We start from the raw sequence: 18,177 nt of genomic DNA on the forward strand, positions 1-18,177 counted from the left end.
TTCCCTGAAGATGGAGCGGGCGACGGGATTCGAACCCGCGACCCTCAGCTTGGAAGGCTGATGCTCTAGCCAGCTGAGCTACGCCCGCAATTTCTTACAGTAAGAATATACTCTATAGTACCTTTTCTGGCAACCTACTGTTCGAGTTCAATACATGGTGGACACCTTGATGACTTCTAATATAGTCCTCAAACTTCTCAGCGGGAGTCTTGTAATTTAAAGAGTGATGGGGTCTAAGAAAGTTGTAAATCTTTAAATACTCAAAAAGTTTTTTATTCATCTCATCAACAGTCGGTTCTGTTCCTTCTATCATCCATAGTTCACTTTCTGTCGTTTGAATAAACCTTTCTACATGCGCATTAGTCTTGGGAGATTTCGGATAACTAAAGTAGTGTTCTATCCCTTTTCTTTTAAGATATTCGTCTAACTCCCCTAAAAATTCGCTCCCGTTATCCGTTTGAACTTTCTCTATCTTGAAGGGAAGAAATTTTTCAAGTTCTTCAAAAAACCTTCTTCCGCTCCTGCTGCTTTTTGTAGAATAAACCTTGGCAAATGCTATTCGGGTGAACTTGTCTATTGCCGTGAACTGGTAAAAGGTTTTACCGCACCAGTAGAGGTATTTAACGTCCATGAGGATTGTTCCTGGTTTGTCTGCTCTTAGTCCTTTTCTGGTGCGGTTCTTTTTCCCTTTCTGTTTCTTCCTCTTGTAGGTACTTTTTAGTTTCCAGGTTCTTTCTATTAGTCCGTGTCTTTTGAGAGTTCTGTAAACTGTAGAGGATGATATTTTTACATTTAGGTATCTTTCCATGAAGGCTGCTATCTTTTCTTTGCTCCAGGTTAGGAATTTTTCCCTTATTGTGACGATGATGTGTTCTATTTCAGGTTCTATTTGTGGTTGTCTTACTTTATGAGGTCTTTTGCTTCTGTCTTGGAGTCCTTCTATCCCGTACTTGTCGTATCTTTTTTTCCACTTGTAGAAGGTTGTTGGACTGATGCCAAAGTATCTGCATGTTTTTCTGGCGTTGCCTGTTTTGTGGTAGTACTCTATCCATTTGAGTCTCCTTTTAACGTTTCTGTCTTTTGTTAGGTCAAGTTTCTTTTTTACTCTTCTTCCTTCTTTCAGGGTTTCTTTGAATGCTGTATTTGTGCTTGATATATGGAGGGATGTTCCTTTGAATCTTTTCAATTGTTTCATCGGTGGACACCTCCTTGTGGTATTCAAAGGTTATTGTAGGGTGTCCACCTTCTATCTGAACTTCAACACCTACACGGAAAGAACAAAACATCCTTCTTTAGTAACAAGACAATCATCTTCTATTCTAACACCACCAAGTTCTGGAATGTAAATTCCGGGTTCAACAGTTACAACCATTCCTGATTTTAGTATTTCTTCAGACTTAAATGAAAGAGTTGGTGATTCATGAACTTCTATTCCTATACCATGTCCTGTAGAATGAACAAAATAGTCTCCATATCCTTTTTCTTTTATGTAATTTCTAACTTTAAGATCAACTTCTTTACAACTTTGTCCTGCTTTTAAAGAGTAAATTCCGATTTTTTGAGCTTCTTGAACTACATCGTAAATTTTCTTTATTTCTATGGAAACATTACCTATCAAAAAAGTTCTCGTTATATCTGATACGTAGCCTCTATAAATTGTTCCAAAATCTACAATTACAACATCTCCATCTTTTATCTCTTTGTCTGAAGTTTGCCAGTGAGGAATTGCTGCTCCCTTACCGGAAGCAACGATAATAGAAAAAGCTTCTCCTTCTCCTCCAAATTTAAAAAAGGCAGATATTAGTTCTTTCCTAAATTCCTTTTCGGTTATTCCTGGCTTTAAAAGGTGCAAAACGCTCTTTAAGGAGAGTTCTGCAATATTTATGGCTCTCGTTATTAGAGAAATTTCTTCACAGCTCTTTACGCTACGAAATTCGTCTAAAAAACTGTTTTTCTCTATAACTTCAAACTTTTCAGTAAGTTTACGGAAAGTAGAAAGATTTATTCTGTTAGGATCAACTGCTATCTTCTCTATCTTTTCCTCTTTTAGTTTCTTGAAGAATTCTTCCCAATTTTTCCACTTTATTACTTCAAATTCACGAATCTCTCTTCTTGCCTTTTCAAAATATCTACCATCAGTAAAGAAAAAAAGCTCTCCGTTTGAAGAAACTACGGATATTCCAAAAGAAGAACTAAATCGAGTAAGATAGAAATTCTCTGCCTTGTCAACTGTAAGATAAGCGTCAACATTTAAAGATCTAACCTTAGAGATAATTCTTTCAAAGTCCATTTGCTCTCCACTAAAGGATATATTTTGTAAGGTCTTCGCTTTCTATAATATTCTCTAACTTGTTTCTTACATACTCTCTATCGATAAGAATCTTTTCTCCTTTCATACTAGGTGCGTTAAAGGAAATTTCTTCTAAAAGTTTTTCAAGAACTGTATGAAGTCTCCTTGCTCCAATATTTTCAGCCTTTGTGTTTGCTTCTTCAGCAATTCTGGCAATTTCTTCTATTCCGTCTGGAGTAAATTCTATTTCAACTCCTTCTGTTCCAAGAAGAGCTTTGTACTGTTTTGTAAGAGCATTCTTTGGTTCTGTAAGGATTCTTACAAAATCTTCTTTGGTAAGAGGTTTTAGTTCAACTCTTATAGGAAATCTACCTTGGAGCTCTGGAAGTAAATCAGAAGGTTTAGCAATATGAAAAGCTCCTGCCGCTATGAAAAGAATATGATCAGTTCTGACAAGACCATACTTTGTCGAAACCTTACTACCTTCAACTATAGGAAGCAAATCTCTTTGAACTCCTTCTCTTGAAACATCAGGACCTTTTCCTCCACTTTTTGCAGCTACTTTATCTATCTCGTCTATAAAAACAATCCCTTGGTTTTCTACTCTGTCTATTGCTTCTCTTACTACTTCATCCATATCTATAAGTTTTTGTGCTTCTTCCTGAGTGAGATAACGAAGCGCTTCTTTTACCTTCATTTTTCTCATTTTCTTAGGCTTTGGTAAAATGGAAGACAACATATCCTGGAGATTAGCCATATCTCCACCTATTCCTATGACGTTAATACCAGGAGTTTCCACAGTAACTGCTATTTCGACAACCTCTTCGTCAAGCTTTCCTTCTTTAAGTAGTTTCTTAATTCTGTTCCTTTCGTCTTTTAATCTACTCTGTTCTTTTTCTAAATCTTGATTAAGGTTTTTTTGAGGAGAAAAGAAAACATCAAAAAGATTTTGGATTGACTGTTGGGATGTTTGAGGTTCTGGAACCATTATCTCTGCAAGCCTATCATAAGCAAGTTCCCTTGCTCTTTCCATAACAGTTTCCATCTTTTCTTCTTTTACCATCGTTACAGCAATTTCTACAAGATCTCTAATAATTGACTCAACATCTCTTCCTACATACCCAACTTCTGTAAACTTTGTTGCTTCTACTTTTATAAATGGAGCTCTTACAAGCTTTGCTAACCTTCTTGCAATTTCTGTTTTACCAACACCTGTAGGACCAATCATTATGATGTTTTTAGGAGCTACTTCATCTCTCATTTCTTCCGGGAGCCTTTGTCTTCTCCATCTATTCCTTAAAGCTATTGCAACAGCTTTTTTTGCTTCGTGTTGGCCAACTATGTATTTATCTAATTCCTTAACTATTTCTTTTGGAGTAAAAAAGTTTTCTACTTTTGTTTCTTTTTTTTCTTCATTATTTCCACCAAAAAGTTTTTTAAGCATACTTCCTCCTTAAGTTTTAGTCGAGTTCTTCAACTATTATGTTTGTATTTGTGTAGACACAGATGTTTCCTGCTATCTCTAGAGACTTTTGTGCAATTTCCTTTGCAGACAAATCAGTATTTTCATAAAGAGCTGTTGCAGCAGCTTGAGCGTAAGCACCACCAGAGCCTATTGCCATTACAGGAATATCAGGTTCTATGACATCTCCATTACCAGAAATAAGCAAAATTTTTGTTTTATCTGCAACTAAAAGCATGGCTTCTAGTCTTCTTAAAACTCTATCTGTTCTCCAATCTTTTGCCAGTTCTACTGCCGATTTGAGTAGATTTCCACTATAAGTTTGGAGTTTATCTTCGAATCTTTCAAGAAGAGCAAAAGCATCTGCAACAGAACCTGCAAATCCAGTAAGTACTCGTCCACCATAAATTTTTCTTACTTTTCTAGCACCATTTTTAAAAATGGTATTTCCGAGTGTAACCTGTCCATCCCCAGCCATTGCAACTTTTCCATCTCTTAAAACTGCACATATCGTTGTAGCGTGGAAGTCCATCTTTCCTCCTAGTTAGTGATAGCTAACTGTTTTCTTCTGATTTTTGCTCCTGCATATTGCCCGAAAATAGCTATTAGAATAAGGAAAGGAGCAAATTTCCAAGGTATCCTAAGCGCGATTCTTAGAGCAACGATAAAAGGGATTGGAGTATGAACATAGACAAACCAAAGAAAAGAAAATTTTTTTACTCCTTCTCTTAGCCAACCAAAAGGAATATTTATTAGAAAAGTAACTAACATAATGAAAATAATGGATTCCATTTCAAGCCTCCATAAAAGTTGAAACGTATGATAATTTAATAAGAATTCTTATCGACTGCCAAGGGTATATAACAGTAGTAGCGGGAAATAAGATATTTAAAGTGTTGAAAAAGCTGGAGAAGACGTGGTGCCCGGGGCGGGAATCGAACCCGCACGGCCTTGCGGCCCTGGGATTTTAAGTCCCATGCGTCTGCCAATTCCGCCACCCGGGCAAAAAGGTGGGATTTTTATCATTAAATGATTTTTTGTTAATCAGGAAATGGTGCCGAGGGGCGGAATCGAACCGCCGACACGAGGATTTTCAGTCCTCTGCTCTACCGACTGAGCTACCTCGGCAATGCAAGAAGAAATATAGACTTTTAAGATTGTTGTGTCAAGTATTTGTTCGAGTTCAATACATGGTGGACACCTTGATGACTTCTAATATAGTCCTCAAACTTCTCAGCGGGAGTCTTGTAATTTAAAGAGTGATGGGGTCTAAGAAAGTTGTAAATCTTTAAATACTCAAAAAGTTTTTTATTCATCTCATCAACAGTCGGTTCTGTTCCTTCTATCATCCATAGTTCACTTTCTGTCGTTTGAATAAACCTTTCTACATGCGCATTAGTCTTGGGAGATTTCGGATAACTAAAGTAGTGTTCTATCCCTTTTCTTTTAAGATATTCGTCTAACTCCCCTAAAAATTCGCTCCCGTTATCCGTTTGAACTTTCTCTATCTTGAAGGGAAGAAATTTTTCAAGTTCTTCAAAAAACCTTCTTCCGCTCCTGCTGCTTTTTGTAGAATAAACCTTGGCAAATGCTATTCGGGTGAACTTGTCTATTGCCGTGAACTGGTAAAAGGTTTTACCGCACCAGTAGAGGTATTTAACGTCCATGAGGATTGTTCCTGGTTTGTCTGCTCTTAGTCCTTTTCTGGTGCGGTTCTTTTTTCCTTTTTCTTTCTTCCTCTTGTAGGTGGTTTTTATTTTTTTCGTTCTTTCTATTAGTCCGTGTCTTTTGAGAGTTCTGTAAACTGTAGAGGATGATATTTTTACATTTAGGTATCTTTCCATGAAGGCTGCTATCTTTTCTTTGCTCCAGGTTGGGAATTTTTCCCTTATTGTGACGATGATGTGTTCTATTTCAGGTTCTGTTTGGGGTTGTCTTACTTTATGAGGTCTTTTGTTTCTGTCTTGGAGTCCTTCTATCCCGTACTTGTCGTATCTTTTTTTCCACTTGTAGAAGGTTGTTGGACTGATGCCAAAGTATCTGCATGTTTTTCTGGCGTTGCCTGTTTTGTGGTAGTACTCTATCCATTTGAGTCTCCTTTTAACGTTTCTGTCTTTTGTTAGGTCAAGTTTCTTTTTTACTCTTCTTCCTTCTTTCAGGGTTTCTTTGAATGCTGTATTTGTGCTTGATATATGGAGGGATGTTCCTTTGAATCTTTTCAATTGTTTCATCGGTGGACACCTCCTTGTGGTATTCAAAGGTTATTGTAGGGTGTCCACCTTCTGTCTGAACTTCAACAGGTGCTGAGGCACCTGCGGGCTCTCATCCCCTCCCTCCGGGAGGGGTCTTCCCGCCCGCAAAAGATAAAAATTTTAGCAAATAAAAAAGGGGGCATCTCGCCCCCTGAACATATAAACTCATGAAGCTTTCATTAAGCTTCTTCAGGTCTCTTAACGTCGTAGAGGATATCATCCCATGGATGTCTGTAAAGTGGCATAGCGAGGCGTTTTTCGTCGAGGATATGTCCGATAAATCCAATAGATCTTCCGAGGACGAAGAATGCGTTGAAAGCTCCAGCGTTGATGAGCTCGTCGATTTCCTCATCTGTGTAACCAAGGTTTCTGAACATATCTACAAGGAGAACACCGATTGTACCGTCAACGTTGAGGATGAGGTTTTCTTTCTTAGCTGTTGTAACTTTTTCAACTTCAAGAGCGTAGTCAAGGAGCTCTGTTGATGGGAAGTTCTCTTTTGCGAAGTTCTTGAGGAGCTCAACCCTCTTGTCAGGGTTCTTTGTTGACTTAATTCTGTGTCCGATACCAGGAATTGGTATCTTCTCAACGTTCTTCATGTAATCAACAAACTCGTAAGGATCCATTCCTTTTTCTTTTGCCATCTTGAAGTACTTGGCAGCACCGTCAATAGCACCACCAAACCTTGGTCCAATTGTGAGAATACCTGTAGCAAGACAGGACATGAGGTCTTTTCCAGCTCTTGCAGTTACTTTTGCGTTGTGAGCACCGGAAACTGCAGGACCGTGGTCAGCAACAACCTTGATTACCATATCAATGAACTTTGAAGCCCATGCTGGGAACTTCTTCTTGAACCAGAGGAGACCGATAACGTCAGCAATTGAGTAGTCCTTTTCAACAACTTCAGAAATTGGAATGCCACAGTATGTAGCTTCTTCTCCTCTATCGTCGGAAATTGTACAGATGAAGTTTGTAGGTCTTCTAACTTTTCCAGCCTTAACAGCTTTTGCGTAATCCTCTGGAACTGGTGGAACTTCTGGTTCTTCAATCTCGCCGATTTCACCTTTAGCTTTCAGGTCTTCGTAAACTTCTCTAATAACTTCTGGGAAGTCGTTGAAAGAGTCTGGAACGATAGCACCAGCTTCCTTGAGAGCTCTATTCTTAGCATCTGCTGTTTCTCTGTCAGCACCAGCCTTAGCACCGGCGTGACCGAACTGAACTTCTCCACCAAAGTGTTTTGCGATAGTACCAATACACCATGCAATTACAGGCTTTGTGATAAGTCCTGACTTGATAGCTTCAGCAACTTTGTATTCAAGCTCACCACCAACTTCACCAAGCATTATCATGTACTTAACTTGAGGGTTCTTCTGGAATCTGATGAGGTGGTCAAGGAAATCTGAACCTGGGAATCTGTCACCACCAATAGCAATACCTTCTACGATACCGTCAGCGTTTCTTGCAATGATGTTTGAAAGCTCGTTAAAGAGACCTCCAGACCTTGTAACAAGACCACAGGAGCCAGGTCTGTGGAGTTTTGACTTAACAATGTTTTCAATTGTTCCACCAGCGTTTCCAATTCTGAACGCACCAGCAGCAATCCCACCAACAGTAGCAGGACCAATAATCCACTTTCCAAGCTGCTTGGCTTTATAAGCCATATCTCTTGCAAGTCTTTCTGGGATACCTTCAGCAGTAATAGCTACTGTTCTAATAGTTGGAATGTTAAGAGCTTCAATTGTTACATTGTAAGCAGTTCTGAAAGACGCAAAGTTAACTAAAACGTCAGCTTCAGGATGCTTTTCAGCAGCCTCTACAGTGGACTTGTAGATAGGAATCATTATCTCTTGAGTTCCAAAGAAGAACTTCTCAAACTTTCTGTTTTGAGTAGGAGCAACTATTGCAACGATAGAAGGAGTTCTTCCAACTGTATAGTCGTAGTCAAGCATTCTCTGGATAGCATTTCTGTTTAGGTTCCAGAAAATAGCCTTTGTATTTCTGTCAAAAAGTACGTAATCAGGTCTGCCCATTATCTCTCCTCCGTATTAAGGATTCTCTGTGAGAGCTTTTTTAACAATTGCTGTAATGTGAGTTTCTGGACCGTAAACCTCTATTGGAAGACCAAGCTCTTCTGCAGCTTTTTTGATTCTTGCAAGACCAACTTCGTAGTTAGGTCCTCCACGACGTACGTAGATTTTCACTCCAACTTCTTTCATCTTATCAGCATACTCTTTGAAAGCATCAATGATTCCGTCGAATGTCTTAGCAACGTCTGTGAAGTTAGCAATAGCACCACCGATGATGAGGATCTTTGGTCTTCCTTGAGGATCTTTCTTTCTTGTCATAAGGTCGAGAACAGTCTTAACGTACTCTCTTGTTTCAGCCCTTGATGGGTTACCGGAGTATTCACCGTAGTTTGCAAGTTCATTAACGTATCCAAGGTCTGCAACAGTGTCTGCGTAAACTACAGATGCTCCACCACCAGCAACGAGAGTCCAGATTCTACCTTCTGGGTTAAGAATTGTGAGTTTAAGTGAAGCACCGGACTTTTCGTCCATTTCTTTAATGTACTTCTCTTCTGGTGTAAGCTCTCCACCAAATCCTGCTGGAAACTCTATCTCACCCCACTTTCTACCAACCAAGAACTGTGCTGTATCGTCAAGTCTTCCTACAAAGTCAAGTGGGTAGATTTTATTTCCAACCATAACAAGAGGGTTGATTTCAAGGTATGCAAAGTGCATGTCTTTAAAGAACTTGTAGAGTCTCTTTACAAAGTCAGCATACTTCTCTTTATCCTTTATTTCTTCAGGTACGTTTTCTTCAATAAGCTTTTCAGCTTCTTCATCTGTTGCGAGAACAGGAATAACAACTTCTTTTACCTTGTCCCAGTTTTCTTCAACGTCAATTCCACCAAACGCAGACATGAAGATGTGGTCACCATCCTGACCAAGTGTCATAGCAACGTAGTATTCATCTTCCTGAGCGTGTGGAACACATGGTTCAATGAGGAAGTGAGTAAGTTTACCTTTCTTTCCTTTTATCTCTACATCTTCTTCCATTTTCTTCTTAATCCACTCTTTTGCAGCTTCGTAATCAACATCACAAGGCTTTTCTTTCTTAAAGAGGATAAGTCCAAGCTTACCCCTTTTACCAAAGAGCATGTCAGGTTTTGCAACAAGTGGTAATTCTCTAAGCCATGGATACTCTTCTGGAAGTTTATCTAAGTCTGTTTGTGGCGTTACAAGAACTGATTTAAAGTCGTACTCAAACTCTGGAGCAAAATACTCGTTCCAGTGCTCTGCAAGGATTCTTTTACCATCGTATTCTCTAATCCCTCTTTGAGCCATTAATTGACCTCCTTTAAAGTGGTTAAAGGGGGCAGGAGCCCCCCGTATTTTTGTCTTAAATGGAGTCGATGATTGAGTTGAGAGTTGCACTTGGTCTCATAGCTGCTTCTGCTTTTGCGTCATCTGGATGGTAGTATCCACCGATATCCTTTGGAGAACCTTCAGTTGCTCTAATTTCTTCTAAGATCTTTTCCTCGTTCTCAATAAGAGCAGCTGCTACAGGTTCGAAAATTTTCGCAAGCTCAGCGTCTGTGTCTTGCGCAGCAAGCTCTTCTGCCCAGTAACGTGCAAGCCAGTAGTGGCTACCACGTGTATCAAGCTCTCCAACTTTTCTCTTTGGAGTCTTGTCGTTGTCAAGGTACTTACCAACAGCCTTAGAGAGAGTATCCGCCATGATGAGGATTCTCTTGTTAGTGCTTCCTGACTGCTTGTATGCAAGCTTGAGAGCTTCTACAAATGCAAGGAACTCTCCAAGGCTATCCCATCTGAGGTGTCCTTCTTTTACAAACTGCTGAACATGCTTTGGAGCTGATCCTCCAGCACCTGTTTCAAAGAGTCCACCACCGGCGATTTCAGGAACAATGGAAAGAGCTCTTGCACTTGTTCCAACTTCAATAATTGGGAAGAGGTCTGTGAGGTAGTCTCTGAGAACGTTTCCTGTTACGGAAATTGTGTTGAGTCCTTTTCTGAATCTTTCAAGTGTAAACTTCATTGCCTCTCTTGGAGGCTTGATGTACCACTCAACATCAGAAAGATCGTACTTTTGAAGCTCTTCTTTTACCTTCTCGATAAGCTGTCTATCGTGAGCTCTCATGTGATCAAGCCAGAATACGATTGGCTCACCGGACTCTTTAGCTCTGTTAACTGCAAGCTTAACCCAGTCGCGAATAGCAATATCCTTTGTTACGCAGCTTCTGTAGATGTCACCTTCTTCAACCTCATGTTCCATGAGGACGTTTCCGTCTTCATCAACGATTCTAATAACACCATCTGCCGGTGGGAAAAATGTTTTATCGTGGGAACCGTACTCTTCAGCTTTCATAGCCATAAGACCAACGTTTGAAACGCTTCCCACCTTTGTTGGATCGAATTGACCGCGTACCTTGATGTCTTCAACGATTTCGCTGTACATTGTTGCATAAGAACGGTCTGGGATTGTAATTACACAGTCATCTGTCTCTCCGCTTGGTCCCCAGCCCTGGAGTCCATTTTTGATAACAGCAGGAACAGAAGCATCAACGATAACGTCGTTAGGTCTGTGAAGGTTTGTAATACCGTTATCTGAGTCAACCATGTAAAGACGTGGTTGCTTCTTGTAAATTTCCTCTATTGTTTTCTTGATTTCTTCTTGCTTTTCTGGTGGAAGCTTAGAAAGTTTGTTTTCAAGGTCAATGAGACCTTTGTTAGGATCAAATCCAATCTCTTCAAGTTCTTTTCCATGCTTTTCAAAAAGTTCCTTGTAGTAAACCCTGATTGCATCACCAAAGATTGCAGGGTCTGAAACTCTCATCATTGTAGCTTTAACGTGAAGGGAAAAGAGAATATCTTTTTCCTTAGCATCATTAATAACTTCTTCAAAGAACTCTTTGAGCTTCTTTCTGCTCATGTAGGTTCCGTCAACGACGTCACCCATTCCAAGCTCGATCTCTTTGAGAACAGTCACATTTCCTTCTTTATCAACAAACTCATAACGAATCTTTGTATCCTTCTTAAGAGTTACAGATTTCTCATTCTCGTAGAAATCACCGCTCTTCATGTGAGCAACGTAGCTAAGAGACTTTGGAGAAACATCTCTCATTCTGTGAGGATGTTTCTTGGCATACTCCTTAACAGGTGGAGCAATACGTCTGTCGGAGTTGCCCTGTCTTAGAACCGGGTTAACTACACTGCCGATACACTTGTCGTACTTTGCTCTGATTTCTTTTTCTTCCTCGGTTTGAGGGTTCTCCGGAAAGTCTGGAAGATCGTATCCTTGGGACTGGAGCTCCTTAACAGCGTCGATAAGCTGAGGAATAGAAGCAGAAATGTTAGGAAGCTTCATAATATTTGCTTCTGGCTTCCAAACGAGCTCACCAAGGTAAGCAAGATCATCCGGAACATATCCAAACTGAGCAAGGATTCTTCCTGCAAGGGAGATATCTCTAACTTCAATATCTACGTCTGCATGCTTTACAAAGGCTCTCATAATTGGCAGAAGTGAGTAGGTTGCAAGTGCTGGAGCCTCGTCAACCTTTGTCCAGATAATAGTTGGCTTTTTTGCCATATTTATCCTCCTCCACATTTTGATTTCAATTTCAGGTGAAAGGGGGACAAGCCCCCAAAGATTACTGGAGTTTACCTTCGAATTTGTCCTTAACGTATTTGAGAACGCCCCCCGCCTTGATGATCTTGACCTGTCTCTCGTTGAGGCCGTGCTTTGTAGGAATTGAAATACCCTTTGTTCTGTTGATTACGGTAATGATGTTGTCTTCTCCTGGAGCAAAGTTTGAAAGATCTATCTCAAGAAGATCTCCTTGGTCAATCTTGTCGTAGTCTTCAGGGTTAACAAATACAAGTGGAAGAATTCCAAAGTTGATAAGGTTAGCATGGTGGATTCTTGCAAAGGACTTGGCGATTACTGCCTTAACTCCAAGATACATTGGACCAATTGCAGCGTGCTCTCTTGAAGAACCCTGTCCGTAGTTTTCACCACCAACGATGAATCCACCACCCTTCTCCTTAGCTCTTTGAGCAAATGTTTCATCCACAACTGAGTAAACATACTCAGAGATTGCAGGAATGTTTGAACGGAGTGGGAGGATCTTTGCACCACCAGGAATGATGTGGTCTGTTGTAATGTTATCACCAACTTTGAGGAGAACTTCTCCCTCTACCTTATCTCCAAGAGGCTCCTTATAACCAACATAGTTGATTGTAGGACCTTTGTAGATTTCAACCTCATCTGGATCAGCAGCTGGAGCATAGATCATTGAGTCGTCAATCTCAAACTTCTCTGGAAGAAATACCTTAATCTCCTCAATTCCAAGGTCTCTTGGGTCTGTAATAACTCCCTTCATTGCAGTTGCAGCTGCTGTTTCTGGGGAAGCTAAGTAAACTTCTGCATCCTTTGTACCAGAACGGCCGTAGAAGTTTCTGTTAAATGTTCTAACAGAAACTCCTCCAGATGGTGGAGCAAATCCCATTCCGATACATGGACCACAAGCGTTCTCAAGAATTCTAAATCCAGCTCTCAGGAATACATCGTAGTAGCCTTCTTTATCCATCATTCTGAGAACTTGCTTTGAACCTGGAGAGATTGCAGCTGAAACAAGCGGATGTACCATCTTTCCGGTTCTCTTGAACATTTCACCTACAGTCTTGAGGTCTCTGTAGGAAGAGTTTGTACAAGAACCAATTGCAACCTGATGAACTCTTAGACCTTCAACTTCTTTAACTTTCTTAACGTTGTCAGGCATGTGTGGGCAAGCGATGAGTGGCTCGAGCTCAGAAAGGTCAATATCAATTACTTCATCGTATGTAGCGTCTGGGTCAGCCTGTAGTGGTCTCCACTGGGATTCTCTTCCCTGAGCTTTCATGAAGAGGTATGTCTGCTCGTCACTTGGGAAGATAGATGTTGTAGCACCAAGCTCAGCACCCATATTTGTAATAGTTGCTCTTTCTGGAACTGAAAGGTACTTAACACCCTCTCCACCGTATTCAAAGATCTTTCCAACACCGCCTTTAACGGAAAGTCTTCTGAGGAGCTCAAGGATAATGTCCTTAGCTGAAACGAAAGGTCTGAGCTTTCCGTAGAGGTTAACCCTAACAACCTTTGGCATTGTGAGGTAGAAAGGTTCTCCAGCCATTGCAAGAGCAACGTCCATACCACCTGCACCAATAGCTAAGCTACCGATACCGCCTGCTGTTGGTGTGTGGGAGTCTGAACCGAGGAGTGTCTTTCCTGGAACAGCAAATCTTTCAAGGTGAACCTGGTGACAGATACCGTTTCCAGCTTTGCTGAAGAAAACTCCAAACTTTGCAGCAGCTGTCTGGAGGAAGAGGTGGTCGTTTGCGTTTTCAGGACCACCAGCTTGGAGTGTGTTGTGGTCAACATAAGATACAGAAAGTTCTGTTTGAACTTTTGGAAGTCCCATAGCTTCAAAATGGAGGTACGCCATTGTTCCTGTGGCATCTTGTGTGAGTGTCTGGTCGATTCTAATTGCTATGGGCTTTCCAGGAGTCATGTCTCCTTCAACAAGGTGTGTTTTAATAATTTTCTGAACGATGTTTAAGCCCATCTCTCCTCCTTTTATGAATAAATTTCTATTTTATAGGCACTCTCATGAGCATACTAAACAACGTGTAAAAATTATGTAAAAAATTTGTAAAAATTTCAAGTCAAGCTTGGAGGAAAAAGTGGATCCAATTGTAATTGAAGGAAGGATTCCTATATACGTTTACGCTAAGGAAATTGAATCAGAGGTTAAGGTTCAAATAGAGAGAATAAAAGACCTTCCATTTTTTAAAGACAAAGTTGTCATAATGCCAGATTGTCATGCAGGAAAGGGATGTGTTATAGGTTTTACAGGTTACTTTAATGAAGTTGTAATTCCAAATATTGTTGGTGTTGATATAGGTTGTGGTGTTTATACATATCCTTTAGGAATTAAGGTAGATAAAGAAAATCCAAAAGAAGGATTAAATCTTTTAAAATTTGATGCTTTTGTAAAGGGAAAAATTCCTGTAGGATTAACCTCAAGAACAAAGTCAAATGCCAAGAAGTTACCACTTTCTAAAGATGACAAAGAACTCCTTTCTGAAATCAAATCAGTTCTTATAAATACTTACAAAATTGACCTTCAAGAACCTATCCTACAGGTTGGAACACTTGGAAGTGGTAATCACTTTTTGGAACTTGGATACGACACAGAAAGCGGAGAACTCTACCTAACTGTTCACTCCGGTTCAAGGAATCTTGGACTTAGGGTTTGCAACCACTTCCAGAGAAAAGCCAAAGAGCACACAAAGAAACGCTATTCCGACATTCCAGCAGACCTCTCATTCCTTCCACTTAACAAAGGAGGAAGAGAGTATTTACGGGCAATGAAACTTGCTCAAAAATATGCGGATTTAAACAGAAGAATGATTTTAAAGCTGATAGTAGAAGAGTTTTTCAAAGAAGAATTTAACGAGAACAAACTCATTAAAAGTGTTCACAACTATATAGACCTTGAAAGGGATATGTGCGTAAGGAAAGGTGCAATTTCTGCTCATAAAGACGAAAGGGTAGTTATTCCTTTCAATTTAACAACAGGACTAATTATAGGTAGAGGAAAAGGAATTAGAAAGCTCAACTTTTCCGCACCCCATGGTGCTGGAAGGAAGTTAAGCAGAAGAAAGGCAAAAGAAATGTTCTCTGTTAGTGACTTTAGGAAAGCCGTTGAAGAGGCTGGGGTATTTTCAACAACTGTTAACAAAGATACACTCGATGAAGCACCATTTGCTTATAAAGACCCTAAGGAAATCTTAGAATTTCTACCAAAAACTGTTGAAGTAGAACACTTTATTAAGCCAATGTACAACCTAAAAGGATAAATAGATAGAACTCCCTCCTTTGGGAGTTCTCCTTTTTTTAAGCGATTGGATATGCAACTTCTGGTCTTTCTTCAGTAAGCTTTATATCTACAGCTTCTTTTGGAAGTGGGACAACCTTAACCCTTTCAACCCACCTTTCTGGAAGGTGAATCACTCTCTTTCCAATTCTGATTGTTGCCGGAGCTACTTTTGCTTTGTACTTGATTCTTACTCCAAAGACTTTTCTACCAAGCTTGTTCTCAAACTCGCCAGGTCCTTCTACCTCTATATCCTTAGCACTTCCAGGGAAGTAGATTCTCTTTGCATAGTGTCTATCTCTACCTTTGTGGTAGTAAACAAGCCAGAGAACTTTTCCTTCTTTGTACTTAGCTTCAGTTGGGATATACTTCTCAGCCTTTTCCTCTTCCTCGAGAAGTCTCTGGACGTACTGCTCAAGGGTTTCGTCTTCCCTGACCTCGTTTTCTGTCCAGGTTTCAAATTCGATTTGCCACTTTTTAACAGTCGCAATGATGTTTGCAAGCTTAACGTTTTTCTTTTCTTCTTTTTCTACAAGTTCATCGATTTTATCAAGGATGTCCTTAAATCTTTCTCTGAAGTCTTCAAGCCTTGTTATCGCAACAATCAGGTCACCCTGCTTCTTGAGTTTCTCAAGGAGCTCCTCACTGTCTGCAAGTACCATCGCCTTTCTGATTTCGCAGAAATTCTTCCTGAGCTCCTCGAGAATTTCTGGAGAGAGTTTGAGCTCAACAACACTCTCAAAGATCTCCTTCGTTATGGCTTCAGGAATCTCTTTTAACCTTTCATCAATCGTCCTATCGTCACTTCCCCAGGGATTGTAGGTCTTATTCCAGTTGTGATACTTAGCTATGCAGTTTGCAAGCCTTACGGTTACCCTGTTTTCTTCAAGGGCAACTTCCCTTAGCTCTTCAATCATTGAGCCGAATTTCTTTTGCCAGAACGGAGAATATGTGAGTGTGCAGAGGTAATCTGAACGTTTCTTGAGATCTGTAAGCTGCTCAGGTGTTTCAACCTCAAGCATTTCATCTCTGATGATGCAGTTGATACGACGAATGTCTTCAGGACCTTCTACTTTTCCGTAGATTCTTCCCATAACTCCCTCCCAAATTCAGTTTTAAAAGGGGCCAAAGCCCCGCGTTTAATCAAGTTTCTCAAGAGCTTCAAGAATTAGAAGACCTGCTTCGTTGATGCTGCTTTTTCCAATTAGGTTTGAAGCTCTAAGGACTATGAGCTCTTTTTCAAAAGTATCTGGATCAAGACCGGAAAGTTTCATAGCCTCTTTGAAGTTCTTTGGAAGAACTCTTACCTTCTTTTCCTTTTCATAAAGGGTACCTACTTTGCTAAGGGCTTCAAGGACTCTCACTGCAAGAGGTGTAATTGGGTTTGCAAATCCTTCTGGAGTTCCGGAAAGAGCACGTTTGATTAGCTTACCAGCTTCTGTAAGAACAATTGCTTCATTTTGCAAAATATCTATGTAACCACGAGCTTCAAGCTTATTAAGAGCATACTCAACTTCTTCCTTCCAAGTTTCATCAAACTGTTCATAAACATCTTTAATGAAGAAACCTTTTTCTGGAAGTTTGTGAAGAACTTGAAGCTCAAATCTTGTGATGTGTGGAAGTCTTCTAATCTGGTATGCCATCTCTGCGTACATCTTTCCAGCTTCCGTTGCCTCACCACCACCGATGAGCTGGGCATCAACTCCTTTCTTGTACCAGTCAACGTTTGGAGATGCAAACTCTTTATTTGCAATTATGATAGCCTTAACTGCAACGGCTGGAATTTCCCTCATTCCTCTTGTTTCCATATCCTCAAGAACTTTCTTACCGTACTCTGTCAGGTAGTGGACTCTCTTTCCTTCCTTCTCCTCAGCATGGATTAGGTTGAAAGATTCAAGTGTATAGAGGGACTCTTGGATGATGTCATACATCTTTTCATACCACTTATTGCCCTTTTCGTAAAAGCTCTTAAAGAGCTCCTCAACTGTCTTAACTTCGGCAAACTTGTTTTTAATCTCTTCCTTCTTCTGATAACCCAAGTCCTGATAGAGTCTTCTACCGTAATGTTCAAGGAGATGTTTATACTCTTTGGCAGGTTTGTAGAACATGTAGTGGACAAGCTCATCAACCGTAGGCATTACACTTGGATCGCTTTCGTGGTGTTTCCATACCTCCTGAATAGCTTTGAGGAGCTCTGCATCGAGAATTTCAATGTTAATAGATTTAACAGGCTTAAAGCTTCTCTCCTTCCAGATCCTATAAGCCTCAAGTAGGTGCTCGCCAGCCGGAAGGATTTCACCGTCACCATCGATGTAGGCAAGTGCCATAAGGACTTCTTTCTCTTCGGCTGTAAGGGCTTCAACCCCCTCATCAACAACCTTACCAAGTGAATCCATAATGTCTTCAGAGATTACTGTCTCATAACTTGGAGCAAGGTATTCGCAGGCTTTCTTAATCTCCTGGCCAAGAGCTGTAAGAGCATAAACGTCAGAAGTTGGAACAGAAAATGCAAGAAGTCTCATAGCTCCCATGAGAAGAGGGAATCTTCCACCTGCTGGAAGCATTGAGGACTCTGCAGGTCCTGCTGGCATGTCCTTTATGTACTGGTAGAGCTCTCTATCTATTATCAATCTTGGGTGAGCGTTTCTGAAGATTTCATAGATATCCTTAGCGTACTTGTTAATTGCCTTAAACGTTCCTTTCTTCTCAACTTTTCTCTCTTCAATAAATCCTCTCTTTTCCAGCTCTCCTTCTGTAAGTGGACCAGGAATGTCCTCGTTTTCGATAGCTGTCTCTATCATCATAATAATTTCGGAGCCAAGCCATCTAAATTCTTCATTCCACTTTGAAGGGTGTTCTATTAAACCTTTTTGAATCATGTCATCTATTAAATTAGCAAGAGCTCTTCCCCAATATGTAAGAGAATATTCCAACGGTCTTTCCATTCTAACTAAGTTCATTCTCTCAAGCTCAATAAATGGTGGTTCTTCAGACTTTGCAAAAAGTTGACAAGTTGGTGCTTTCTTAAGCTCCTCCTCCCTTATTCTCAAAAGTGCAAGCGCATGTTCTTTCCTAATTACCATTCTCTCCCTCCTTTCTTCGTTACTGTAGTTGTTTTGCTTCTATTATTTAAATTATGTCAAATATCGTTTTAAGTCAACTAAAAAGTTTTTTTATTGTTGAAGTTCAGATAGAAGGTGGACACCCTACAATAACCTTTGAATACCACAAGGAG

At 40.2% G+C, this 18,177-nt stretch carries 13 protein-coding genes and 3 tRNA genes; 1 reads left to right on the top strand and 15 read right to left on the bottom strand.

From position 1 onward, the window contains the following. Positions 1-11: 11 nt before the first annotated feature. From DESTER_RS05775 to DESTER_RS05835, 13 genes are all read right to left on the bottom strand, one after another. Positions 12-88: transfer RNA gene (locus tag DESTER_RS05775), tRNA-Gly, on the bottom strand. Between the two features lie 24 nt (positions 89-112). After that, the gene (locus DESTER_RS05780; protein WP_013638717.1) at positions 113-1,195 is read right to left on the bottom strand and encodes an IS481 family transposase; all 1,083 of its coding nucleotides are present in this window, start codon (positions 1,193-1,195) and stop codon (positions 113-115) included. A 69-nt stretch (positions 1,196-1,264) separates the two neighbouring features. Next, positions 1,265-2,290, bottom strand: coding sequence for a M24 family metallopeptidase (locus tag DESTER_RS05785; protein WP_013638718.1), 1,026 nt, complete (start codon positions 2,288-2,290; stop codon positions 1,265-1,267). A 10-nt stretch (positions 2,291-2,300) separates the two neighbouring features. Further along, positions 2,301-3,734 (bottom strand): ATP-dependent protease ATPase subunit HslU, encoded by a 1,434-nt coding sequence (gene hslU / locus DESTER_RS05790; RefSeq protein WP_013638719.1) that lies wholly within the window; start codon positions 3,732-3,734, stop codon positions 2,301-2,303. A gap of 16 nt (positions 3,735-3,750) precedes the next feature. Then, the gene (gene hslV, locus DESTER_RS05795; RefSeq protein ID WP_013638720.1) at positions 3,751-4,284 is read right to left on the bottom strand and encodes an ATP-dependent protease subunit HslV; all 534 of its coding nucleotides are present in this window, start codon (positions 4,282-4,284) and stop codon (positions 3,751-3,753) included. Between the two features lie 8 nt (positions 4,285-4,292). Next, positions 4,293-4,544 (bottom strand): hypothetical protein, encoded by a 252-nt coding sequence (locus DESTER_RS05800; RefSeq protein WP_013638721.1) that lies wholly within the window; start codon positions 4,542-4,544, stop codon positions 4,293-4,295. Positions 4,545-4,669: 125 nt separating this feature from the next. After that, positions 4,670-4,756: transfer RNA gene (locus DESTER_RS05805), tRNA-Leu, on the bottom strand. 48 nt (positions 4,757-4,804) lie between these two features. Beyond that, positions 4,805-4,880: transfer RNA gene (locus tag DESTER_RS05810), tRNA-Phe, on the bottom strand. A gap of 23 nt (positions 4,881-4,903) precedes the next feature. Further along, a complete protein-coding gene (locus DESTER_RS05815) occupies positions 4,904-5,983 on the bottom strand; it encodes an IS481 family transposase (protein ID WP_013638722.1) in 1,080 nt (359 codons plus the stop codon). Positions 5,984-6,183: 200 nt separating this feature from the next. Further along, entirely contained in the window at positions 6,184-8,034 is a 1,851-nt protein-coding gene (locus tag DESTER_RS05820) for a citrate/2-methylcitrate synthase (protein ID WP_013638723.1), read from the bottom strand. Between the two features lie 15 nt (positions 8,035-8,049). Continuing rightward, positions 8,050-9,351, bottom strand: coding sequence for an ATP citrate lyase citrate-binding domain-containing protein (locus DESTER_RS05825; RefSeq protein ID WP_013638724.1), 1,302 nt, complete (start codon positions 9,349-9,351; stop codon positions 8,050-8,052). Positions 9,352-9,406: 55 nt separating this feature from the next. Further along, positions 9,407-11,614: an NADP-dependent isocitrate dehydrogenase gene (locus tag DESTER_RS05830; RefSeq protein WP_013638725.1), complete on the bottom strand. Its 2,208-nt coding sequence runs from the start codon at positions 11,612-11,614 to the stop codon at positions 9,407-9,409. A gap of 61 nt (positions 11,615-11,675) precedes the next feature. Further along, positions 11,676-13,628 carry an aconitate hydratase gene (locus tag DESTER_RS05835; RefSeq protein WP_013638726.1) on the bottom strand — a complete coding sequence of 651 codons (1,953 nt, stop codon included), beginning with the start codon at positions 13,626-13,628 and terminating at the stop codon, positions 11,676-11,678. 118 nt (positions 13,629-13,746) lie between these two features. On the opposite strand from DESTER_RS05835, the gene DESTER_RS05840 reads away from it, so the two are divergent. Continuing rightward, positions 13,747-14,925, top strand: coding sequence for an RtcB family protein (locus DESTER_RS05840; RefSeq protein ID WP_013638727.1), 1,179 nt, complete (start codon positions 13,747-13,749; stop codon positions 14,923-14,925). Between the two features lie 37 nt (positions 14,926-14,962). On the opposite strand, the gene DESTER_RS05845 is transcribed toward DESTER_RS05840, so the two are convergent. Next, complete coding sequence (locus tag DESTER_RS05845) at positions 14,963-16,036, bottom strand: type 2 periplasmic-binding domain-containing protein (RefSeq protein WP_013638728.1); 1,074 nt, start codon at positions 16,034-16,036, stop codon at positions 14,963-14,965. Positions 16,037-16,081: 45 nt separating this feature from the next. Further along, entirely contained in the window at positions 16,082-18,025 is a 1,944-nt protein-coding gene (locus tag DESTER_RS05850; protein WP_013638729.1) for a DUF505 domain-containing protein, read from the bottom strand. Between the last annotated feature and the right edge of the window lie 152 nt (positions 18,026-18,177).

This window comes from Desulfurobacterium thermolithotrophum DSM 11699 (genome assembly GCF_000191045.1).
In the GTDB taxonomy this organism is placed as follows: Bacteria; Aquificota; Aquificia; order Desulfurobacteriales; family Desulfurobacteriaceae; genus Desulfurobacterium; species Desulfurobacterium thermolithotrophum.